This window comes from Mesorhizobium sp. J18, from assembly GCF_007829525.1.
Classification (GTDB): Bacteria; Pseudomonadota; Alphaproteobacteria; order Rhizobiales; family Rhizobiaceae; genus VLJP01.
In genome coordinates this window covers 21,000-41,837 of record NZ_VLJP01000019.1, presented here as the reverse complement: position 1 = coordinate 41,837, position 20,838 = coordinate 21,000, and the positions used below count along the sequence as shown (strand labels likewise).

Sequence of the window (20,838 nt, the reverse complement as noted above, 5' to 3'; positions counted from 1 at the left end):
GTCCCGAAATCCAACTGCTCGTCGTCTTGGCCGTCTTCATCAGCCTGCTGACGCTCGGCATGTCGATCCCCTTCGCGATCGGCCTGCCGTCGCTCGTCTACCTCTACATCCAGGGCGGCATCCCGCTACTGAAAGGCATCGGCCTGGCCAGCTGGGGAAGCATGAACAGTTTCATCCTGACGGCTATCCCGCTGTTCATCCTGATGGCGGAGATCCTGCAGCGAAGCGGAATGACGCTGCGGGTCTATCACGCGCTGGCGACGCTGTTCTCGCGGATACCGGGCGGACTGCTGCAGACCAACATCATCGGCTGCGCCGCTTTCGGGTCGATCAGCGGGTCGAGCATCACCACGGCGGCGTCGATCGGCAGTGTCGCGCTGCCGGAGCTGACACGGCGCAAATACGATCCGCAGCTGTCGGCAGGCTCACTGGCGGCCGGCGGCACGCTGGGCATCCTGATCCCGCCCAGCCTGGCGATAATCATCTACAGCTCGTTCACCGAGACTTCGGTCGCCAAGCTGTTCATGGCCGGCGTCATTCCGGGTCTTCTGCTCACGCTGATGTTCGTCGCCTACATTGCCTGGAAGGCGATCCGGAATCCGGAGATCGCGCCGAAGACCGGCATCGAGCTCACGTGGGCAAGCGGTATCCGCTCGGGCATCGACCTCCTGCCGTTCGGCTTCCTGATCGGCATCACGCTCGGCTTCATCTATTTCGGCATCGCGACCGTGACCGAAGCCGCGGCGATCGGCTGCCTCGGCGCGATCGTGCTGTCCGCCGTCTACGGCAAGCTGACCATCCGCAACCTTCTCGATGCGTTCGAGAGTACGGTGATGATGTGCGGCAACATCCTGTTCATCGTGCTGGCGGCCTACCTCTTCGCCTATGCGATCAGCTACGCCGGCATCGGCGAGGAGCTCGTCAGCCTCGCGCTCGACATGGAGATGACGAAGTTCGAGTTCTACGTCTTCCTCTTCATCATCTTCACGATCCTCGGGGCGCTGGTCGAAAGCGTCGGGATGATCGTCATCACGGTGCCGCTGCTGTTTCCGCTGCTCGAGCCGCTCGGCATCGATCCGATCTGGTTCGGCATCCTGGTGGTCGTCTACATTGAGCTCGGCCAGATCACGCCGCCCCTGGGCATCAACCTGTTCGTCGTACAGGCGATGTGGAAGGGCACGCTTAAGGACGTGGTCATCGGAACCATCCCGTTCCATCTGCTGATGTTCGTGCTGCTGGCGATGCTGATGATCTGGCCCGAACTGGCGCTCTGGCTGCCGTCAAAAGTCTATCAGTAATCGGACGGAGACAGACCATGGGACGCGACCGGACGGCAGCCGAGATCTTCGGGCACGCCACCAGCCTGGGCAGTATCCGCGAGCTGGCGCGGCGCCGCCTGCCGCGTGGCCTGTTCGAGTTCATCGACAGAGGGTCCGACGACGAGGTCGCGATCGCGAACAATGTCGAAGCCTTCGCCCGGATCAAGGTGCGGCCACGCCAGATCACCAACGTCTCCGGGCGCACGGCGGAGACCAGCCTGTTCGGCAAGACAATAGGCATGCCGGTGGCGATCGCGCCTACGGGATCGGCGGGCATCGTCTGGTACAAGGGCGAGATGGCGCTGGCACGGGCCGCTGCCGCCGCGAACATCCCGTTCACCCTGGCGACCCGGTCGATGTCCTCGCTGGAGGAGATCGCCGGCGTCGCAGGCGACCATTTGTGGTTCCAGCTCTATCTGCTGCGCGACCGAGCGAAGTCGTACGAGATGATCGACCTGGCGCGGGCGAGAGGCGTGAAGGCGCTGATCATCACCATCGACACGCCGACCGACCCGAGCCGCGAGTACAATGCCAGGAACGGCTACTCGCTGCCCTTCAAGTATACGCGCCGGGGCGTGATCGACATCGCCACCCATCCGCGATGGCTGCTGGGCGTCATCGGCAAGTACTATCGGAACGGCGGCCTGCCTCGCTTCGAGAACATGCCAGGATCGCCGCGTATCAGCGAGGGCCTATCGTCCGAGGCGATGCTCTGCGATGACATCACATGGGACGACATTCGCGAGATTCGCCGACGCTGGGATGGACCGCTCATGGTCAAGGGCGTGCTGCACCCCGGTGACGCGGTGCTGGCCACCGAATGCGGCGTCGATGCGGTCATCGTCTCCAACCATGGCGGCCGCAATCTCGACAGCAGCATCGCGCCGATCGACGCGCTGCCCCACGTCGTCGACGCGGTCGGCGATCGCATCACCGTGCTGATGGATGGGGGAATCCGGCGCGGCAGCGACGTCGCCAAGGCACTGGCGCTGGGCGCGAAGACGATCCTGATCGGGCGCCCAACGCTCTACGGCACGGCGGTCGCTGGCGAGATCGGCGCCGGGCATGTCCTGAGCGTCCTCAGGCGCGAGTTCCTCTATGCGATGGCAACATTCGGATGCCGACGCGTCGAGGAACTGGACCGCGACCTGCTCTACCGCGCGGACGTCGCGTCCGAGGATTGACGGACCGGGCCGCAGCTGATCCACTTCCAAGAAAAAGGGCTTGCCAACCGGCAAGCCCTTTTGTCTTCCTGGCTCAGTTGCCCGGGTTCCGAGCTGGACGCCTCGAAGAACCCACTCTTCAAGCGCTGATTGCCTCGTCTGTCCCTCTTGAGGAGCAATAAGGAGCGTTTGGTGGTCCGTGGAGGCTCCATTTCGTCTGCGTCAGGCGCCTGCGGCGTCGTCTTCGGCGGCTTTTTCACATCACGCGGGGGCGGTTCTCCCCTCGTGCCAGACGAACCGCATGAGGTTGTAGGCGAGGTTGGCCATGCCGATCTTCATTGTCGCCCTGACGATGCCGATGGTCCGCACGAACAGCGCCATCGGCCCCTTCTGACGCGCGAAGACGTGCTCGATTGCGGAGCGCACCTTCGAGCGCCGGCCATTGGCCCGCGCCATGCGCTCGCTCATCGGCCGCCCCTTCGGCTTCTTCTGGTGGATGTCGCAGATGTAGCCGTGCTTCGATAGCCAGGTCTCGTTCTTCTTTGATCGGTAGGCGGTGTCGGCCCAGACCTTCGAGCCGGTGTTGCGCCGAACCACCCGCTCGAGCTGCGCTCCGTCATAGGCCGCGGCATTCGTCACCGACCAGCCGCGGATGAAGCCGTGGCGCTGATCGATGCTCGCGTGGTTCTTGTAGCCAAAGGCGGGCACCGCGATGTCCACCTGCTTCGGCTTACCCTCTTCGGCCGGCTTCGCCTTCGAGAACTTCACCGTCCAGCGCGCGTCGCGGTCCTTCTGGCGAAGCTTCGCCGGCTTGTCCTTCCACGCCTGCGGGATCTTGCCTTCCTTGATGTCCGCCTTCTCGCCGTCGGTGTTGCGTTGCTTCGGCGCCGCCACGATCGTGGCATCGACGATCTGCCCGCCCATCGCGAGGTAGCCCGCCTTCGTCAGGTGCTTGTCGAACCGCGCGAACAGGTTCTCCACCGCCCCCGCCTGCGCCAGGTGCTCACGGAACAGCCAGATCGTCTTGGCATCGGGAATCCTGTCGCTCAGGCTCAAGCCCAGGAAGCGCATGAAGGACAGCCGGTCCTGGATCATGAACTCCGCCTGGTCGTCCGAGAGGTTGTACAGCGCCTGAAGCACCAGGATCTTGAACATCAGAACCGGGTCGTAGGGCGGCCGACCGCCCTTTGCCCCGTCCGACCGCTTCAGGGCCTTCGCCAGCGGCTTCCGAAAGACATCCCACGGAACCAGCGCGTTGAGCTTCTCCAGCGGATCGCCCGCCTCACTCAGCCGCGCATATCGCTCATCGACGTCCCAGAACCCCGGCTGACCCCGCATCCACCACCTCCACCGAAACCTTCGATGACTGAATCACAAAACAGCCGATTTGCGGAGGGTTTTTCGAGGCTTCCAGCTGCCTGGCGGCTAAGACTTCGCCTGCCACACCGGCGTCAGCCATTCGGGGTGACGCGCACCGCCGCGGCCGTGGACTTCATCCATGTAAAGCTCGCGCAGGCGGCGGGTGATCGGTCCTGGCGCCGCGATGCCAACGGGGATGCGATCGATCGTGGCGATTGGCGTGACCTCCCAGCCCGAGCCGCACGCGAAGACCTCGTCCGCGGCGTACAGTTCCGTGCGATCGACCGGACGCTCGACGACCTTCATGTCGAGGCCTTCATGGGCCAGCTGGATGATCGTGTCGCGGGTGATCGACTCCAGGATGCCTTCGGTCACGCCGGGGGCGACGATCTCTCCGCGGCGCACCAGCAGCACCGTCGCAACCGGGGTCTCCGCGACCTTGCCGTCCCGCGTCAGCATGATGGCCGAATCGTATCCGTCCTGCTGTGCCTGCAGCATGGCGAAGCGGCCGTTGCTGTAGTTCGCGGTCGCCTTGATGCGGGGCGGGTTGGTGGTGTCACCGACCCGCTGCCAGGAGCTGACCTGGACGTTCATGCCGCTGTCGACCCATTTGGTAGACGGATAGGCGCCAGCGGTGATGACGAGGCTGACCGGGCCGACCGAGCTGACCGAGGGGCTGCCTTCGACGAGTGCCATGACTCGCAGGTGGATGTTCTCGCGGTGGCCGTTGGCGCGGATCAGCTCGATGATCTGGTTGCGCATCGTCTCGACGCTGAGGTCGGCATCGAAGCGCATGGCTTTCACGGACTGGCGCAGACGCAGCAGATGCTCGTCCAGCCGGAACAGATAGAGCTCCTGCTTTTCCTCGGTCCAATACGCGCGAATACCTTCGAACACGGTCATTGCGTAGGTTACCGCCGGAGCGAGAACGTGGATCTTGGCGTCGTCGAACGGGACAAGCTCGCCGTTCATCATGATGTATTTTGGCTTCGACACAGCCGACCTCCCTTATGCGTTGATTGATGGTTTCGTGGATCAGGCGGACGCGGCGAAGCTCCGGAATGCGTCGGCGATGACCGGCAGATCGGCTGCGCCGACCTCGTAGCTGGTGACGAGCCGCAGGCGTCGCGGGCCGAACGGCAGCGCAAGAACGCCCCGCGACGCGAGCGCCTGCGCAGCATCGACTGCCGGTCCAAGCCGCTCATCGAGGTCAACGAGGACCATGTTGGTCTGGACCTGGTCGGGATCGATCCGCAGGCCGTTCAGCGGCGCCAGGACCTCGGCCAATGCCTTTGCGGTCCGGTGATCCTCGCCGATCCGGTCGACCATGGTCCGCAGGCCAACCAGCGCAGCCGCGGCCGGGATGCCCGCAGGCCGCCAGCTGCCGCCCAGCCGGTGACGGACGCGCAGGGCAGCGCGAATGAACTCTGCCGAGCCGGCGAGGATGGCGCCCATCGGCGCGGCGAGACCCTTGTTGAGGCTGACCGCGACGGAATCGGCGTCGCGGGCGAGCCGCGCCGCCGAAATGCCGAGCCCGGCAGCGGCGTTGAACAGCCGGCTGCCGTCGAGATGGACCGACGCGCCGGCATCGCGGGCGATCCGCGCCGCCTCCTCCTGATGCGCAAGCGCGACGACGCAGCCGCCGGAGCGCACATGGGTGTTCTCAAGCACGAGCATGCGGGTGCGCGGCTGCACGTCGTCACCCTCGCCCATGGCAGCGGCAAGCGCGGCGAGATCGACCGTTCCCCGTGTCGCCGGCACCGGACGGACGGTCACGCCGGCGACCGCGGCGACGGCGCCGCCCTCCGAGGTCAGGATGTGCGACGTGGCGTCCGTCGCGAGCGCGTCGCCGGGTGCGCAGGACGCGGCAATGGCGATCTGGTTGGCCGCGGTGCAGGTGGCGCAGAAGAGCGCGTCTTCCTTGCCCAGCATGTGGGCGGCTTCCGACTCCAGGGCGCGGACGTGCGGATCGTCGCGCAGGCCGAAGCCGGGCCGGTCGGATGCGGCCGCGACCATAGCGTCGATCATCGCGGCAGTCGGACGGGTCGTGAAATCGGTGCGCAGATCGATCAAGCGTTCCCCCATTCAGCTGGCTAGATATTAAGTTCGAATATTTTATCGGGACCGGATATGCAAGCAGCGGACGCGCAGGGGGTGGAAATCAGCGGATGTGCGCGACCCGATGAGGAGAAAACTGATTTGCGCGTTCTGATCACCGGCGGGCAGGGTATCTGGGGTGCCTGGATCGTCCGCCGCCTGCTGCGGCGCGGGATAGACGTCCGGGTCCTCGATCTGGCCGCGGAATCGCCTGTTGCGCGCAGGCTGCTGGGCGGGGCCTACGAGACGGTCGAGTGGAAGGTCGGGGACGTCAGTGACACCGAGACGGTCCATCGCGCGATGACTGGCTGTCACTCCGTCATCCATCTGGCGGCCATGCTGACGCCGGCCTGCCGGGCGAACCCGCTGCGTGGCGCGATGGTGAACACGCTGGGCACGCTGAATGTATTCGAGGCGGCCAAACGGCACGGCGTGCCCAAGGTGCTCTACACCAGTTCGGCGGCCATCTTCGGCACGGACGATGTCGGCTGTCCCACGCCGATGGATTACTATGCAGCGGCGAAGGTGGCAAACGAGGCGTCGGCGCGTGCCTACTGGCGTGACGAAGGCATCGCCAACTTCGCCATCCGGCCGCTCGTCATCTACGGGCCTGAGCGCGTCCTCGGCGTCACCGCCGGTGTCTCCATGGCCTGCAAGGCTGCCGCGCTCGTCGAAGCCTACGACATCCCGTTCTCAGGACGCTCCGGGTTCGTCTTTGTCGACGACGTGGCGGCCGCATTCGAAGCCGGGCTGCTCGGAGCAGCGCGCGGAGCGGAGGTCTACAATTTCTGGGGCCGGACGGCCTCCGTCGCCGAAGTCGTCTCAACGATAGAGCGTCTCGCCCCCGGCTCACGGATCACGTTCAGTGGCGAGCCGCKTCCGGTGCCGGCCTGCGTCGACTCATCCCAAATCCACGCGGCCTATCCCCAATTGTCACTGACGAAGCTGGAGAGCGGCCTGGAGCAGGTCATCCGATACTACCGTTCTCCGGACTAGCCACCGGGCCAACCGGAGATCGACGGAGGTCTTGTCGTCTCAGAGATCGACCGTGACGGGCAAGTCCAGCACGAGGAAGCTGAACGACTTGCCGTGGGCGTCGAGGTTCAGAGAAGTATTCACACCGCCTTCCAGCGCGTCGTGGATGACGAAGTTCATCCCGTGCAGGTGATCGAGCTCGAACCTCTCGATCTGTCCGCGGAACTGCGCCGGATAGGCCGCCTTCAGCGCTTCCGGCGTGATGCTGGCCTTGATGTCCGCATAGTGCCGCGCCTCGTAGGCCCACACCGACACATTGGAGATGTTGCCCTTGTCGCCGGCACGCGCGGAGGCCACTCGCCTCAGGGGTACGGTCTGTCTCATGTCTCGATGTAGGTGACCCTGGTCTGGACGAGTTCTCGATCGATGTAGGTCGGCTGCGACACGACGGTCTCCGTGACGCGTCCGCGAAAGCCGCCGCCGCCTGCAGGCCCGCCCATCCACAGGGATTCCACGTCCGCAACCAGGCGATCCGCCCACTGCCGGTCGCGCGACCGCAGCGCGGCGCGAAGGCGAACGTCCTGCGTATCGCTGCTTCTCTCTACCGCGGTCGCATGGATCGAGTTGACGCCGATCAGATCGAGGCGAAGGTCCCCCTGGAAGCCGCCGCGTTCGACGATGCGCCTGTGGATCATGTCGCGGGCCAGCTCCGCGCGCTGCCGGGCGCCGGGGCCCGCATAGCCGATCTCGCCTTCGCCGAGATAGCCACCTTCGAAGCCGACCTGAACCTTCAACCTGTCCGGCCGCTGCCTGCCGGCCGCGCCGTCGACGCGCACGCGATCCTTGCCGACCGACTGGATCGTGACCCTGGAGAAATCGGCGCTGACATCCGGCGTCAGATAGGCGCTGGGATCATGGACCTCGTAGAGCAGCTGTTCTTTGACGGTCAGCTCGGTGACGCAGCCCCCCACATCGGGCAGCTTCGTAATCACCGCGCTCCCATCGGGTTGGACCTCGGCAATGGGGTAGCCGAGATCGTCGATGTCTGGGACATCCTTGTAGCCGGGATCGGCAAAGTAGCCGCCCGTGACCTGCGTCGAGCATTCGAGCAGATGGCCGACAAGGATGCCCTTGGCGATCCTGTCCCAGTTGTCGAGTGCAATATCGAGCTCGTGCATGATGGGCGCGAGGAACAGCGCAGAGTCCGATATGCGGCCGCCGACGACGATGTCTGCGCCCGCGTGAAGCGCCTCGACGATCGGCTCGGCGCCGATATAGGCGTTGGCGGAAACCAGTGGTTTGCCGAACCCCGCGACCGTGCCGCCGACGCCTTCGAGCGGCGTGTCGCCAGAGATCAGCTGGCGGACATCGTCGCCTTCGATGACGGCAATCTTCAGCTTGAGCCCGAGAGACCGGGCGAGGTCCGCGGTGGCATGACCCGCGCCAAGCGGGTCGGCCGAACCCATATTCGTGATGATGCGGATGCCCTGGTCGTGACATCCGGTCAGGACGGCCCGGAAACGGGTCTCAAGCTTACGGCTGTATCCGGGGGACGCCGATCGGGCCGCGACATGGCCCTGTGCGAGCGTACGCTCCGCCAACGATTCGAAGCAGAGGTAGTCGAGGTTTCCGCGCTCCACGAGGTCGCGAGCCGGGCCGGGTTGATCGGGTTCACCGCCCGATCCGCATCCAATTCTCAAAGCCATTCGTCTTACCCTTGATTATGGCCTTATCATTGATAATTCACTTTGCGGCAATGTGTTTTTGACCGGTGACGCGCGGTTGCAAACCCGTTCCGATCCTTTTCCACGAGCGGAGGCGAGCATGGCCGTCAGCACCAATCTGGCAGGCTTCAGGAAGGTCATCAGCCGGCCTTCGTGGGACGTCCCGGCGAATGCATGCGATGCGCACATGCACATCGTCGGACCGCTGGATCGATTCCCCTATCGCGTGGAGCGCGGGCTGAAGCCGCCCGAGGCGACATGGGACGACTACGCGAGGGTCGCTGCGCATCTCGGCATCAAGCGATGCGTCGTCGTCCAGCCGAGCTTCTACGCGACTGACAATGACTGCACGCTCGACGCGGTCGAACGGGCGGGCGGCAAGGCCCGGGCCGTGGTCGTGGTCGACGGCGACGTCACCGCGCAGCGGCTGCGTGACCTTCATGGCCGAGGCGCCCGTGGCATCCGGTCTCAGACCATCGCGCCCGGTGGGCTGAGCCTTGATGACCTGAAGCGGTTGGCGCCCTTGATGCGGGATCTTGATTGGCATCTGCAGCTGTATGTCGACGAGGGAGACCTGCCGAGGATTGCGCCGGAGCTGAGGTCTTTCGGCGTACCACTCGTGTTCGACCACATGGCGCAGACGCGGCTGCTCGACCGCTATGACTGTGCCGGGTTCGCTGAACTGCTGCGACTGCTCGAGAGCGGCGACGCGTGGGTGAAACTCTCCGCCGCGCATTTCGAGCCGTCCGCGGCGCGGGCGCGGCTGCTTGGCGCGGCCAACCCCGAGCGGATCGTGTGGGGAACGGACTGGCCGCACGTCTCCTACGCAGGCGATCCACCTGATGATGGCGCCCTGCTGGACGTCGTCGCGGAATGGTTCGACGACGAGACCGTCCGGCGCCGGCTGCTGGTCGACAATCCGGACCGGCTCTATTTCAGCCGCTGACGCGGCTAGATGTGGAGCGCGTGACCGAGCGCCTTGAGCGCGGCCTCCTGGAAGGCCTCGCTCTGGGTCGGATGAGCGTGGATCGTGCCGGCGATGTCCTCCAGGCGGGCTCCCATTTCCAAGGCGAGCGCGAAGGTGGCGGAGAGTTCCGACACGCCGGTGCCCACCGCCTGAATGCCGAGGACAACATGATTGTCCGCACGCGCCACGACCCTGACGAAGCCGTCTTCGGCCTGCATGGTCATGGCACGGCCATTGGCTGACAACGGGAAACGCCCGACCGTCACGTCGCCGTGGCCGCGCCTGGCCTCGTCCGGTGACGGACCGACGCTGACCACCTCGGGATCGGTGAAGCAGACGGCCGGGATGGCCTGCTTGTCCCAGGCGCGATTACGGCCCGCGATGATCTCGGCTACCATCTCGCCCTGCGCCATGGCGCGGTGGGCAAGCATCGGTTCTCCGGTGACGTCGCCGATCGCATAGATGCCGCGCATGGAGGTGCGGCACCGATTGTCGACGCGGATGAAGGCGCCGTCGCGATCGAGGTCGATCTCCTCCAGGCCCCAGCCCTGCGTCACGGGCCGGCGGCCGACGGTGACGAGAACCCTGTCGCCGGCGATCTCCTGTTCCGTACCATCGGCGTGACTGACAACAAGCCCCGCTCCGTCCGAGGCCAGACGTTGCGCCCGGGCACCGGTGACGATCTCGACGCCGAGTTCGGCGAGACGCCGTGCCACAGGCCGCGTCAGTTCCGCGTCCCACACCGGCAGGATCGCCTGCATCGATTCCACGATCGTCACCTTGGTGCCCAGCTTGGCGAAGGCCGTGCCGAGCTCAAGACCGATATAGCCGCCACCGACGACCGTCATTCGGCCGGGAGGCTGGCGCAGAGCAAGAGCGTCGGTCGACGAGATGACGTTGCCGCCGAAGGGCAGGTTGGGCAGTTCCACCGGAGCCGAACCGGTGGCGATGACCACCGCCTCGGCCCGGATGATCTGGGGGCCGGTCTCGGTCTGGACGACGACCGTCTTGCCGTCGCGGAACCGGGCCTTGCCGGTGATCGACTTGGCCCCGGCTCTGGTGAGCAGCCCCAGCACGCCGGCGTTCAGCCGGCCGACGATGCCATCCTTCCAGTCGACGGTCTTCGACAGGTCGATCGCCGGCGCCGCCGCGGTGATACCAAGGACATTGCCACTGGATGCGGAGTCGCGGACCTTCAGGAATTCATCGGCCGCGTGGATGAGCGCCTTCGACGGGATGCATCCGACGTTCAGGCAGGTGCCGCCCGGCTTCTGCGGATCGACGATGACCGTGTCGATGCCCAGCTGGCCGGCGCGGATGGCGCAGACATAGCCGCCGGGKCCCSRGCCGATGACGAGGAGCTTGCAGGCGATGTCCTTCACGAGGTCAGCCTTCCACGAAGATCAGGGCAGGAGTTTCCAGAAGTGCCTTCAGGCGTTGAACAAAGATCGCGGCCTCCCACCCGTCGATGATGCGGTGATCGAAGCTGGATGACAGGTTCATCATCTTCCGGGGGACGAACTGCGTTCCGTCCCATGACGGGCGAACCGCGATCTTGTTGACGCCGACGATCGCGACTTCGGGATGATTGATGACAGGGGTCGTCGCAATGCCGCCCATCGCACCGAGCGAGGTGATGGTGATCGTCGAGCCGGACAGCTCCTCGCGCGTGGCCGACCCGTTGCGCGCGGCTTCGGACACGCGCGCCGCCTCCGTCGCGCAATCGAACAGGTCGCGGGCTTCGGCATGCTCGACGACGGGGACCATGAGGCCGCCGGCGGTCTGGGTCGCAATGCCGATGTGGATCGGCGCATGGCGGTGGATGATGCCCGCGTCGTCGTCAAAGGTCGCGTTGATCGCCGGCTGCTCCGTGATGGCCTTGACCATCGCGCGCATCAGGAACGGCATGATGGTCAGTCGCACCTGATCGGACCGCTTCCGCGCGTTGAGCTTTTCGCGCACGGATTCCAGGTCGGTGACATCGACCTCCTCGACATAGGTGATGTGCGGAATGCGCGTCTTGGCGATCACCATCTTCTCGGCGATGCGGCGCCTGAGGCCGACCACCTTGATCTCTTCGACACCCAGCCGGCGTTGCATTCCGGCCAGGGCGGGTGGCTGAGTCCCGCGGGCGATGAATGCGTCGATGTCCTGATGGCCGATACGACCGGCCGGGCCGGTGCCGTGCACCTGACGAAGGTCTATCCCCGCTTCGCGGGCACGCTGCCTGACGGCTGGCGAGGCGAGCGGCTTCTCGCCCTCCGGACGCGGTAGGCCGGTCCGGCGGACAACGGTCGACGGCACCGCCGCATTGCGTTTCGCGGGTGCCGGTGCGACCGGCTCCGCAACCACCGATGGCGCAGGCGAGGGGGCGGTGGGGGCAGCTTCCGGCTGCGCCTGCACCGGCTCCGGGCCTGCGTCGTCTCCGGCGGTCTCGATGCGGACGATCGGCGAGCCGACAGCTACGACCGAACCGATCTCCGCGACCAGCCACAGGATCTTGCCTTCGACCGGCGTCGGGATTTCGACCGTGGCCTTGTCCGTCATGACCGCGGCGACGATGGCATCCTCGCGGACGAGATCCCCGACCCGGACATGCCACTCGACGAGTTCAGCCTCGGCAACGCCCTCGCCCACATCGGGAAGCTTGATGACGTGCTCACCCATCTCAGGCCTCCATCACGGCGACCATCGCTTCGCCGACACGCTTCGGGCCGGGGAAGTAGTCCCATTCCTGCGCGTGCGGATAGGGCGTGTCCCAGCCGGTCACTCGCTGGATAGGGGTCTCGAGACTGTAGAAGCAGTGCTCCTGGACGAGCGCGGCGAGTTCTGCTCCGAAGCCCGATGTGAGCGTGGCCTCATGGACGATTACGCAGCGCCCGGTCTTGCGAACCGACGCGACAATGGTCTCGAGATCGAGCGGAACCAGCGTGCGCAGATCGATGACTTCCGCGTCGATTCCGGTCTCCTCGGCCGCGGCGAGGGCGACGAAGGTCATCGTTCCGTAGGCCAGGACGGTCAGATCCGAGCCACTGCGCATGATCTCTGCCTTACCGAGAGGGATCGTGTAGTGGCCATCCGGCACTTCGCCCAGATCGTGCTTCGACCATGGCATGATGGGCCGGTCATGGTGTCCATCGAACGGCCCGTTGTAGAGCCGCTTCGGCTCGAGGAAGATCACCGGATCGGGGTCCTCGATCGCCGCGATGAGCAGGCCCTTGGCGTCGCGCGGATTGGACGGAATAATCGTCTTCAGGCCCGCTACGTGGGTGAACAGCGCTTCAGGGCTCTGACTGTGCGTCTGGGCGCCGAAGATACCGCCGCCGGTCGGCATGCGGACGACGATGGGACTGGTGAACTGGCCGGCCGAGCGGAACCGGAGCCGCGCCGCCTCCGAGACGATCTGGTCGTAGGCGGGGTAGAAGTAGTCGGCGAACTGGATCTCGACACAGGGCCGCAGACCGTAGGCGGCCATGCCGATCGCGGCGCCGACGATGCCAAGCTCCGAGATGGGCGTGTCGAAGCAGCGGGACTTGCCGTACTTCTGCTGCAGCCCCGCCGTGCACCGGAACACGCCGCCGAAGTAACCGACATCTTCGCCGAAAACGACGACCTTCTCGTCGCGAGCCATGGAGATATCCATGGCCGAACGGATTGCCTCGATCATTGTCATGCGCGGCATGGTCAGACTCCCGCCTGCTGTCGTTGCCGGCGCAGGTGAGGCGGCATCTCTGCGTAGACGCCCTCGAACATGTCGCGGACGGAAGGCTTCCCGCCCGCATGCAGGGTGCCGTTCTTTTCAGCTTCCTTCTGCGCGGCGACGACGCCGTCCTGGATTTCGGCCTCAGCCTGCTTGTGGCGTTCGTCTGACCAGACGCCGAGGCGGATCAGATGGTTCTTAAGCCGGATGACGGGATCACCGAGTGGCCACGCGTCGGATTCCGTTTTCGGGCGGTAGGCTGACGGGTCATCCGATGTCGAATGAGGTCCGACGCGGTAGGTCACGTACTCGACAAGGGTCGGCCCGAGACCCCGCCGGGCGCGCTCGACAGCCCATTTGGCGACTGCGTGGACGGCAAGGTAGTCGTTCCCGTCGACGCGCAGCGCAGGCATCCCGAAGCCCAGGCCTCGGGCCGCGAAGGTGCCTGAGCCGCCACGGGCGATGCCCTGGAAGGTGGAGATCGCCCACTGGTTGTTGACGATGTTGAGGACAACGGGTGCGCGGTACGTTGAGGCGAAGACGAGAGCCGCGTGGAAATCGTTTTCCGCGGTGGAACCGTCGCCGATCCAGGCAGATGCGATCTTCGTGTCATTGCTGATCGCGGACGCCATCGCCCAACCAACAGCCTGAATGAACTGGGTGGCGAGGTTGCCCGAGATAGAGAAGAAGCCGTGCTCCCGGGAGGAATAGAACACCGGAAGTTGGCGTCCTTTGACGGGGTCTGCCTCGTTGGAGAAGACCTGGTTCATCATGTCCACCAGCGGATAGCCGCTGGCGACGAGGAGACCAGCCTGGCGGTAGGTCGGGAAATTCATGTCACCTGGCAGGAGCGCCCGCTGGAAGGCGCAGGACACGGCTTCCTCGCCCGTATGCTGCATGTAGAACGAGGTCTTGCCCTGGCGCTGGGCCAGCTGCATTCGGGCGTCGAAGGCACGCAATGTCATCATGTGGCGCAGCCCGGCCAGGGTCTCTTCGGCGGTCAACGACCCCGCCCACGGCCCTTTTGCTTCGCCCTCGCGGTTGAGAACGCGGATGATCGAATAGGCGAGCTCCTTGATGTCCTTTGCATCGACATCGATCGGAGGGCGAGGAACCGATCCCGCCTTGGGGATGGCGACGTTGGAGAAATCCGGGGTATCGCCTGGCCGCAGCTCGGGCTCAGGAACGTGCAGCGACAGCGGCGGATAGTCTGACATCGATTCCTCGTCCCTTGCGCAGATCCTGACGATGCGCGGATGACTGCTTTCGCTCGTTACGACCCGGTCTGCAGTTCCCCGACGCCCGCTATAAGCGACAGCCTGTGTTGAAAGGTCTCGCGGAGCCTGTCGTCTCCGCCGTCGAGCTCGATCATGACCGCCATGCGGTCATCCCTTGGCTTCGCCTCGATGGCGACGAGCTTGATGCCCATTCGCCGGAGCGTATCGAGGACCCGCGACAACTCGCCCACTCCCGACTCGCACGTAAAGGTCGCCCGCATGAAGGTCCTCCTGCAGGGATTATGTCCAAGTCGACGCAGAAAATGTTCCCATTCTTGCCGACATTAAGCCAATAGTGCGGGTGTTCCTGTTGTCATTTGAGGGAAATGCAGTAGGAACGCCTTGGTTCAGAGGGCCGCGGTTCGGTACCTCATCCTGCAAGCGAAAAGGCACCGAAATGACGCGCAAGGCGAGAAAGAAGACCGGCGGAGCGTTGGACGGGATCGATCGCAAGATCGTCTCGGCCCTGCTGGCCGACGGCCGCCTGACGATCAACGACCTTGCTGCAAAAGTAGGCCTGTCCGCGTCGCCCTGCTGGTCACGCGTCAAGCGTCTCGAGGCGTCGGGGACGATCAACGGCTACACGGTGCTGGTCAACCATGAGGCGCTTGGGTTGCGCGACGTGGTGTTCGTCGAGATCACGCTCGACAAGCACGACGGAGATGCGGTCGAGAACTTCGGCAGCGCGCTCGCGGCGATCCCGGAAGTCATCGAAGCCGATCTCGTCACCGGTGAGTACGACTACCTGGTGAAGATCGCCGTCGCCGACACGCATCACTACGAACGGCTGCTTCGCGAGAGGCTCTACAAGATCAAGGGGATCCGGCATACGAAATCGACGTTCTCGCTCAGATCGCTCAAGCGAAGCGTCGCCGTAGACCCTCTCGAACTCGATCTGCGTGGATCGATAGACCGAGTTTGACGACGCCGGGTCGGTGGTTGCGCCAGGCGTCGAAGGCAATGGTCAGCTCAGGTCCTGACGCGCCAGCGTCGCCGCATCCGTGGCGGCCTTGAGCAACAGACCGACATCGCTCTCCATCGTCGCCAGACGTGCGCCCTGGCGGATGTATTCACGTCGGCGCACCGGGTCGCGATCGCCTCCGACACCGAATATCCTGGAATGGCGTGCGGCCGCCTTGGCCGTGGCGGCGACGGCGTCGAGCACAACCGGAGCAGTCATCTGACCGGGAGTGCCAAGTTCGATCGAAAGGTCGTTCATGCCCACATGAAGCACGTCGAGACCCTCGACGCCGGCGATTTCGTCAACGGCCTCGATGGCCTCGGCGGTCTCGATCATTCCGACGCAGAGGACACCCGCATTGAGCGACGACAGGTCGGACGTATCGACGGCCGCATAACCCATGTGCTGCATTGGCCCTCCGAACGAGCGTCGGCCCGACGGAGGAAACTTGCAGCGGGACACAAAGCGTCGTGCCTGTTCGGCAGAGACGAGGTCGGGCGCGATGATCCCGCGTGCCCCGCAATCCAGCCAGAGCGGGATGTTGGGATCGTCGGGTCCAAGCACTCGGACCAAGGCGTCCAGGCCGGCCACGCGCGCCGACTGGACGAGGTGCACGACGGTCTCGTGGGAGAACGCCGCATGCTGGCAGTCTATGAAGATGAAGTCGTAGTCGCTGGCCTTGGCGATGGCTGCGATCTCGGACGACCGGGACATGCGGACAATCAGCCCCAGAGCGAGGCCGCCGGAATCGATGCGCCTGACAATTGTACTGCTCATACCGGTCTGATCCGACTTTGCTTGAGTGGTCTAGAATCGATAGAGACGGGCGGGATTGTCGACGAGCAGCTTGCGCCGAACGACCTCGTCGGGAGCCCAGTCGGCCAGCAGGTCGATCAATGGGCCATCGTCCGGCATGAATTCGGTCAGGTTGGGATGGGGCCAGTCGGAACCGTAGACGCATCGATCGGGCGCGCGCCTGAGGTACTCTTCCGCGATCGGCTTCACGTCCAAATAGGGGGCTCCGCGGTGCGACACGCGATAGGATGACAGCTTCATCCAGACGCGGCCTGAATCCAGCAGGCGGAACACAGCGTCGCATTCTTCAGCTGACGAATCGGTGGTGATGTGACCCATGTGGTCGATGACCACGTCTACCGGGAGGGAGAGGATCGTGTCGGCCATCTTCACGATAAGATCGGACGACAGATACATCTGCACATGCCAGCCAAGCGGCGCGATCGCCCCCGCTGCAGACTTGAGCAAGTCGAGTGATGTCCCTCCCTTTGCAACCGTGATGAATCGGATGCCGCGCGCGCCACGTTCGTCCATCGCCTTCAGTTCGGCGGCCGACTCGTTGCCGGAAATCTGGACGATGGCGCGTGTCCGATCGAGGCCCATCTCGGCAACGCCGTCCAGCGTGCAGCGATTGTCGAAGCCATAGACACTCGGCTGAACGATGACGGCGCGCGTGAAGCCGATCGTGTCCAGCATTCGTCGATACTCCGCCGGAGCGGCAGGGGGAGGCGTGTAGCTACGCTCGGCGACAAAGGGGTAGATCGCCGGGTCGCCGAACACATGTGAATGACAGTCACAGGCCCCTTCCGGTACCTGCAACCGTGTCGGCCTCGACGTCTCATCCAGCTGCTTGAGATAGTTCATTGCTCCTCCGACGGACCTTTAGCGCACGAAAACCAGGGCGAACTGCGGGATGTAGGTCGTCAGAAACAGGACGACCAACATGACGATGATCTGTGGCCAGATCGCTCGGCTGATCTGTCCGAGCGTGAGGCCGGAAACAGCCATCCCGACGAAGAGACAGTAGCCGATCGGCGGCGCCGCCATGCCGATCGCGACGTTGGTGACGATGATCGAACCGAAGTGAATCGGATCGACGCCGAACTGGTTGGCCAGGCTGATCAGCAGTGGGCCTAGGATGAGCATGATCGCGACCTCGTCCATGAACGCGGCCAGCACGAAGATCGCGACGTTTATCCCGGCCAGCATGATCCAGCGCTGGTCGATGGCTTCAGCGAGGTACGTGGCGAGGTTGAGAGCGACACGCTCCTGCGCGACGAGGACGCCGAAGGCCGCGGACACGACCACGATCGAGAGGACGACGGAGGACGTGCGGGCCGCTGTGCCCAGGCTCGCCGTCAACGAGCCCCACGTGAACTTGCGTTCCACAAGCGCACCGATGACGAGCGCGTAAACGCAGCTGATGGCCGCGGCCTCCGTCGGCGTGAAGATGCCGCCATAGATGCCACCCAGAACCACGAAGGGCGACAACAGGGCCCATTTACCGTCCCAGACGGCTGTCGCAATCTCGCCGAGGTCGGCCCGCTTTTCGCGGGGGAGATTGTTGCGCCTGGCATGGAAGTAGCAGATGCCGAGCAGCCCGGCGGCGATCGTCAGTCCCGGAACGATGCCGGACAGGAACAGCTTGGGGATGGACTGCTCGGCAATGACGCCCCAGATCACGAACGCGATCGACGGGGGAAGTAGCGGCCCCAGCACGCCCGCGCTGACGCAGATGGAGGTGGCAAAGGCCTTGTCGTATCCGGCGGCCACCATGGCAGGGATCATCATGGCGGCCACCGCTGCCGTCGTGGCAGGGGCCGAACCGGAGATGGATCCGAAGATCGTCGCCGCGACGACGACGACCATGGCCAGGCCACCCGTGAAGTGGCGGACCAGAACATTCGCCACCCCGATCAGCCGGGTGGTAATACCGCCGGCGCCCATGAGGCCTCCGGCGAGTATGAACAGCGGGACGGCGAGCAGGCTGAAGGACTGGGAGCCCGAAATGAGCTGCGCGGCGAGAAAGGCTGGTTCCATGCCTTTGAAGAGCACGACTAACATGCACGCGACAGCGATGGCGAGCGCAAACGGCATCCCGACGATGATCAGCGCCAGGAACCCGCCGCAAAGAATGATGGCTGCGGTGGTCATGGTTGCGCCATTTCCGGATCGGGCAGCGTGGGCACGCTCGTGCTAAAGGCGCGCTGGAGCGCAAACACGACGAGCAGCGCACCTGCGATCGGCGCCATCGCGTGAAGGAGTTCGAGCGGGTAGCGGGCCGCGGCTGATCTACCGCCTGCGGTAAAGTCGACGAAACGCCATCCAGCCCAAGCCAAGAAGACTCCGAACGCAGCGATAAGGAAATTGAGCAGCCGCTCCCCGGCGCCTTTCAGCGCCGGAGACGCGACCTTTAGCAACTCAATGCGGACGTGGAAGCCTTCGCGAACGCCGAGCGGCAGCGCGCCCAAAGCGCTCCAGGAGAACGCCAGCATCGCAACTTCCTCCGCCCAGGAGGGAGGAGCGCCGAGGAAATAGCGCATGAAAACTTGCAGCGAAATGCAGCCGAGCATGACGACGATCGCGCCGATCACGGTCCACAGCAGGGTGCGTGCCAGCACGTCCGATACAGCGGCATAGAGGGCCTGAGCCCACTGGAGAGCGCGGCGGGCGCCCTCTCCGTCCTTGGTGGTCCGGTCGCTCATTTCTTGTCGGCTTCGGCGATCGCTTCCGCCATCAGTTCCTTGCCAATGGTCGCTTCTGCATCCGCGTAAACCTTCGAAAGGGCCTCACGGAAGGGCTTATTGTCGGTGATCTCGTTGACCTGCATGCCGTGACCCTTGAGGGTCTCGACAAGGCTCTCGTTGAGTTTGCCCATCGCTTCCCGCTGCGCTTTGCCGGCCTGCTTCCCGGCCTTCATGACAGCGTCTTGCAAGTCCGCCGGGAGGCTGTCGAAGGCCTGTTTAGAAACCAGTATGCCGCCGAGGGTGTAGCTGTGGTTCGTCAGCGACAGGTATTTGGCCATCTCGTAGAGCTTGTTGGCTTCGAGGATCGGCAGTGGTCCTTCCATGCCGTCGATGGCGCCCTGCTGCAGCGCGGCGAACATCTCGCCCCATGCCATGGGGATCGCGTTGCCGCCCATGGACGAGAACATGGCGATGTAGAGCGGGCTCTGCATGACGCGGTACTTGACGCCCACGATGTCGGACGGCTGCGTGACGGGTCGGACGTTGTTGACCATCTGTCGGAAGCCGAGCTCCATGTAGCCGACCACCTTGATCCCCTTGGACTCCATCTTCTCGGCCAGCTGATTGCCGACCGAGCCGTCGAACACGCGGTAGGCGCTCTCGACATCGGAGAACAGGAAGGGGAGGTCTGCGACCTGGAATGCCGGTTCGACTGCCGCCATGGACGACGCCGTGATCGTTGCGCTTTCAATGGTTCCGAAGCGCAGGCCTTCCATCATGGCCTTTTCATCGCCGAGCTGCCTGTTCGGATAGAGCTCGATCTTGATCTTGCCGCCGGTCAGTTCCTCGACGGCCTTCTTGAACTCGTGGGCTGTCACGCCGTTTGGATCGGTCTGCGAATCCGCGCTCGCCCAGCCGAATTTCCACGTGTAGTCCTGCGCCATCGCGGCGCCGGGCGCACCGAGCGCGAGCCCGATAGTGACTGCCAGACCCATCAATTTCCTAGACATTCATGACCTCCCTGATCGTAGTTGAAACCGTGATTGCAGACCGCATTCAAGTGCGGTCAACTCAACATCAAGACGCTGCGGATCGACGTCCCTTGACCTGCGTCTGCCAGCGCCGGGTTTATGGAAGCGAGCGGCACTCTGGACGTGACCAGTTCGTCCAGCATCAGCTGGCCCTCGAGGTACGCCTTCACAAAGGCTGGAATGTCCTTGGCCGCCTGGCCGCCGCCGAGAGCAGAACGCCGGATGGTGCGGTCGCCCATCAGCGACCCGAACCGCAATCGTACGTGCCTTTCAGGATCCATCTTTCCGAGGACTGTCACGCTCCCGCCGGGCCGGGTCAGCTCCAGCGTCGTCTGGAGCGCATCCTCACGTCCAGCGGTCTCGAAGCCGTGGTCGGCACCGCGCCCACCGGTCAACGAACGCATCATCGAAGCGACATCGTCTGCGAGCGGATCAATCGCATGCGTGGCGCCGAAACTCAGGGCGAGTTCGCGTCGCTCCGGCTTGGGATCCGCCCCGACAATGATTTCGGCGCCGGCATGCCGGGCGCCCTGGATGACGTTAAGGCCGATCGGCCCGCAACCTGTCACGCCGACCGAGTCGCCCCTGCGGACCTGGGCGACCCGGGTGACCGCGCCAACCCCGGTGATAACCGCGCAACCCAAGATGCAAGCCACGTCCAGAGGCATGTCCGGCGAAATCCGTATAGCACCGCCCTGGGGAACGACGGCGTACTGCGCGAATGTCGACGTGGCCAGAAACTGACCGATGGGCTGATCATCGCGAAAGAGCCTCGGCTCGCCG

General features: G+C 64.6%; 21 protein-coding genes. 5 read left to right on the top strand and 16 right to left on the bottom strand.

What is annotated here, in order from left to right:
• Positions 1-26 precede the first annotated feature (26 nt).
• Together L598_RS09290 and L598_RS09285 are read left to right on the top strand one after the other, a co-directional pair.
• A complete protein-coding gene (locus L598_RS09290) occupies positions 27-1,298 on the top strand; it encodes a TRAP transporter large permease (protein WP_246658695.1) in 1,272 nt (423 codons plus the stop codon).
• Between the two features lie 17 nt (positions 1,299-1,315).
• Positions 1,316-2,503, top strand: a complete 1,188-nt coding sequence (locus tag L598_RS09285; protein ID WP_144861854.1) for an alpha-hydroxy acid oxidase — start codon at positions 1,316-1,318, stop codon at positions 2,501-2,503.
• A 240-nt stretch (positions 2,504-2,743) separates the two neighbouring features.
• Here the strand turns inward: L598_RS09285 and L598_RS09280 are convergent, their stop codons facing one another.
• From L598_RS09280 to L598_RS09270, 3 genes are all read right to left on the bottom strand, one after another.
• On the bottom strand, positions 2,744-3,820 hold the full coding sequence (locus tag L598_RS09280) for an IS5 family transposase (RefSeq protein WP_144861852.1): 1,077 nt from the start codon (positions 3,818-3,820) through the stop codon (positions 2,744-2,746).
• 87 nt (positions 3,821-3,907) lie between these two features.
• Positions 3,908-4,837 carry a branched-chain-amino-acid transaminase gene (gene ilvE, locus L598_RS09275; protein ID WP_144861850.1) on the bottom strand — a complete coding sequence of 310 codons (930 nt, stop codon included), beginning with the start codon at positions 4,835-4,837 and terminating at the stop codon, positions 3,908-3,910.
• 39 nt (positions 4,838-4,876) lie between these two features.
• Positions 4,877-5,914, bottom strand: a complete 1,038-nt coding sequence (locus L598_RS09270; RefSeq protein WP_186444982.1) for a GntG family PLP-dependent aldolase — start codon at positions 5,912-5,914, stop codon at positions 4,877-4,879.
• A gap of 126 nt (positions 5,915-6,040) precedes the next feature.
• Between L598_RS09270 and L598_RS09265 the strand changes: the two genes are divergently transcribed.
• Positions 6,041-6,934 (top strand): NAD(P)-dependent oxidoreductase, encoded by an 894-nt coding sequence (locus L598_RS09265; RefSeq protein ID WP_186444981.1) that lies wholly within the window; start codon positions 6,041-6,043, stop codon positions 6,932-6,934.
• A gap of 39 nt (positions 6,935-6,973) precedes the next feature.
• On the opposite strand, the gene L598_RS09260 is transcribed toward L598_RS09265, so the two are convergent.
• The gene (locus tag L598_RS09260; protein WP_144861843.1) at positions 6,974-7,297 is read right to left on the bottom strand and encodes a hypothetical protein; all 324 of its coding nucleotides are present in this window, start codon (positions 7,295-7,297) and stop codon (positions 6,974-6,976) included.
• Positions 7,294-8,619 carry an acyclic terpene utilization AtuA family protein gene (locus tag L598_RS09255; protein ID WP_144861841.1) on the bottom strand — a complete coding sequence of 442 codons (1,326 nt, stop codon included), beginning with the start codon at positions 8,617-8,619 and terminating at the stop codon, positions 7,294-7,296. The genes L598_RS09260 and L598_RS09255 overlap by 4 nt, the downstream gene beginning before the upstream one ends.
• 118 nt (positions 8,620-8,737) lie before the next feature.
• On the opposite strand from L598_RS09255, the gene L598_RS09250 reads away from it, so the two are divergent.
• Positions 8,738-9,583 (top strand): amidohydrolase family protein, encoded by an 846-nt coding sequence (locus L598_RS09250; protein WP_144861839.1) that lies wholly within the window; start codon positions 8,738-8,740, stop codon positions 9,581-9,583.
• Positions 9,584-9,588: 5 nt separating this feature from the next.
• Here the strand turns inward: L598_RS09250 and lpdA are convergent, their stop codons facing one another.
• The 5 genes from lpdA to L598_RS09225 are packed head-to-tail and all read right to left on the bottom strand — an operon-like array spanning position 9,589 to position 14,802.
• Positions 9,589-10,986 (bottom strand): dihydrolipoyl dehydrogenase, encoded by a 1,398-nt coding sequence (lpdA, locus tag L598_RS09245; protein ID WP_144861837.1) that lies wholly within the window; start codon positions 10,984-10,986, stop codon positions 9,589-9,591.
• 4 nt (positions 10,987-10,990) lie between these two features.
• Entirely contained in the window at positions 10,991-12,271 is a 1,281-nt protein-coding gene (locus L598_RS09240; RefSeq protein ID WP_144861835.1) for a dihydrolipoamide acetyltransferase family protein, read from the bottom strand.
• Between the two features lies 1 nt (position 12,272).
• Complete coding sequence (locus tag L598_RS09235) at positions 12,273-13,286, bottom strand: alpha-ketoacid dehydrogenase subunit beta (protein ID WP_144861833.1); 1,014 nt, start codon at positions 13,284-13,286, stop codon at positions 12,273-12,275.
• Positions 13,287-13,288: 2 nt separating this feature from the next.
• On the bottom strand, positions 13,289-14,521 hold the full coding sequence (locus tag L598_RS09230) for a 3-methyl-2-oxobutanoate dehydrogenase (2-methylpropanoyl-transferring) subunit alpha (RefSeq protein ID WP_144861831.1): 1,233 nt from the start codon (positions 14,519-14,521) through the stop codon (positions 13,289-13,291).
• A gap of 56 nt (positions 14,522-14,577) precedes the next feature.
• On the bottom strand, positions 14,578-14,802 hold the full coding sequence (locus tag L598_RS09225) for a hypothetical protein (protein ID WP_144861829.1): 225 nt from the start codon (positions 14,800-14,802) through the stop codon (positions 14,578-14,580).
• Positions 14,803-14,978: 176 nt separating this feature from the next.
• On the opposite strand from L598_RS09225, the gene L598_RS09220 reads away from it, so the two are divergent.
• On the top strand, positions 14,979-15,503 hold the full coding sequence (locus tag L598_RS09220; protein ID WP_144861827.1) for an Lrp/AsnC family transcriptional regulator: 525 nt from the start codon (positions 14,979-14,981) through the stop codon (positions 15,501-15,503).
• 42 nt (positions 15,504-15,545) lie between these two features.
• Here the strand turns inward: L598_RS09220 and L598_RS09215 are convergent, their stop codons facing one another.
• The 6 genes from L598_RS09215 to L598_RS21415 form a co-directional block, all read right to left on the bottom strand.
• Complete coding sequence (locus L598_RS09215; RefSeq protein WP_144861825.1) at positions 15,546-16,319, bottom strand: aldolase/citrate lyase family protein; 774 nt, start codon at positions 16,317-16,319, stop codon at positions 15,546-15,548.
• 30 nt (positions 16,320-16,349) lie between these two features.
• On the bottom strand, positions 16,350-17,201 hold the full coding sequence (locus tag L598_RS09210) for an amidohydrolase family protein (protein ID WP_144861823.1): 852 nt from the start codon (positions 17,199-17,201) through the stop codon (positions 16,350-16,352).
• Between the two features lie 18 nt (positions 17,202-17,219).
• Positions 17,220-18,491 carry a TRAP transporter large permease gene (locus L598_RS09205; protein WP_144861821.1) on the bottom strand — a complete coding sequence of 424 codons (1,272 nt, stop codon included), beginning with the start codon at positions 18,489-18,491 and terminating at the stop codon, positions 17,220-17,222.
• Positions 18,488-19,042: a TRAP transporter small permease gene (locus L598_RS09200; protein ID WP_144861819.1), complete on the bottom strand. Its 555-nt coding sequence runs from the start codon at positions 19,040-19,042 to the stop codon at positions 18,488-18,490. The genes L598_RS09205 and L598_RS09200 overlap by 4 nt, the downstream gene beginning before the upstream one ends.
• Positions 19,039-20,034 carry a TRAP transporter substrate-binding protein gene (locus L598_RS09195; RefSeq protein ID WP_144861817.1) on the bottom strand — a complete coding sequence of 332 codons (996 nt, stop codon included), beginning with the start codon at positions 20,032-20,034 and terminating at the stop codon, positions 19,039-19,041. The genes L598_RS09200 and L598_RS09195 overlap by 4 nt, the downstream gene beginning before the upstream one ends.
• A 56-nt stretch (positions 20,035-20,090) precedes the next feature.
• Positions 20,091-20,838 (bottom strand): zinc-binding dehydrogenase (locus L598_RS21415; RefSeq protein WP_186444980.1); only part of this gene is annotated, 748 nt, incomplete at its 5' end.

Coding starts and splice junctions, on each gene's coding strand:
- L598_RS09210 (WP_144861823.1), bottom strand. CDS start 17,201: ATGAACTATCTCAAGCAGCTGGATGAGACGTCGAGGCCGACACGGTTG.
- L598_RS09205 (WP_144861821.1), bottom strand. CDS start 18,491: ATGACCACCGCAGCCATCATTCTTTGCGGCGGGTTCCTGGCGCTGATC.
- L598_RS09200 (WP_144861819.1), bottom strand. CDS start 19,042: ATGAGCGACCGGACCACCAAGGACGGAGAGGGCGCCCGCCGCGCTCTC.
- L598_RS09220 (WP_144861827.1), top strand. CDS start 14,979: ATGACGCGCAAGGCGAGAAAGAAGACCGGCGGAGCGTTGGACGGGATC.
- L598_RS09195 (WP_144861817.1), bottom strand. CDS start 20,034: ATGTCTAGGAAATTGATGGGTCTGGCAGTCACTATCGGGCTCGCGCTC.
- L598_RS09285 (WP_144861854.1), top strand. CDS start 1,316: ATGGGACGCGACCGGACGGCAGCCGAGATCTTCGGGCACGCCACCAGC.
- L598_RS09250 (WP_144861839.1), top strand. CDS start 8,738: ATGGCCGTCAGCACCAATCTGGCAGGCTTCAGGAAGGTCATCAGCCGG.
- L598_RS09280 (WP_144861852.1), bottom strand. CDS start 3,820: ATGCGGGGTCAGCCGGGGTTCTGGGACGTCGATGAGCGATATGCGCGG.
- L598_RS09255 (WP_144861841.1), bottom strand. CDS start 8,619: ATGGCTTTGAGAATTGGATGCGGATCGGGCGGTGAACCCGATCAACCC.
- L598_RS09225 (WP_144861829.1), bottom strand. CDS start 14,802: ATGCGGGCGACCTTTACGTGCGAGTCGGGAGTGGGCGAGTTGTCGCGG.
- L598_RS09260 (WP_144861843.1), bottom strand. CDS start 7,297: ATGAGACAGACCGTACCCCTGAGGCGAGTGGCCTCCGCGCGTGCCGGC.
- L598_RS09235 (WP_144861833.1), bottom strand. CDS start 13,286: ATGCCGCGCATGACAATGATCGAGGCAATCCGTTCGGCCATGGATATC.
- L598_RS09230 (WP_144861831.1), bottom strand. CDS start 14,521: ATGTCAGACTATCCGCCGCTGTCGCTGCACGTTCCTGAGCCCGAGCTG.
- L598_RS09240 (WP_144861835.1), bottom strand. CDS start 12,271: ATGGGTGAGCACGTCATCAAGCTTCCCGATGTGGGCGAGGGCGTTGCC.
- L598_RS09215 (WP_144861825.1), bottom strand. CDS start 16,319: ATGAGCAGTACAATTGTCAGGCGCATCGATTCCGGCGGCCTCGCTCTG.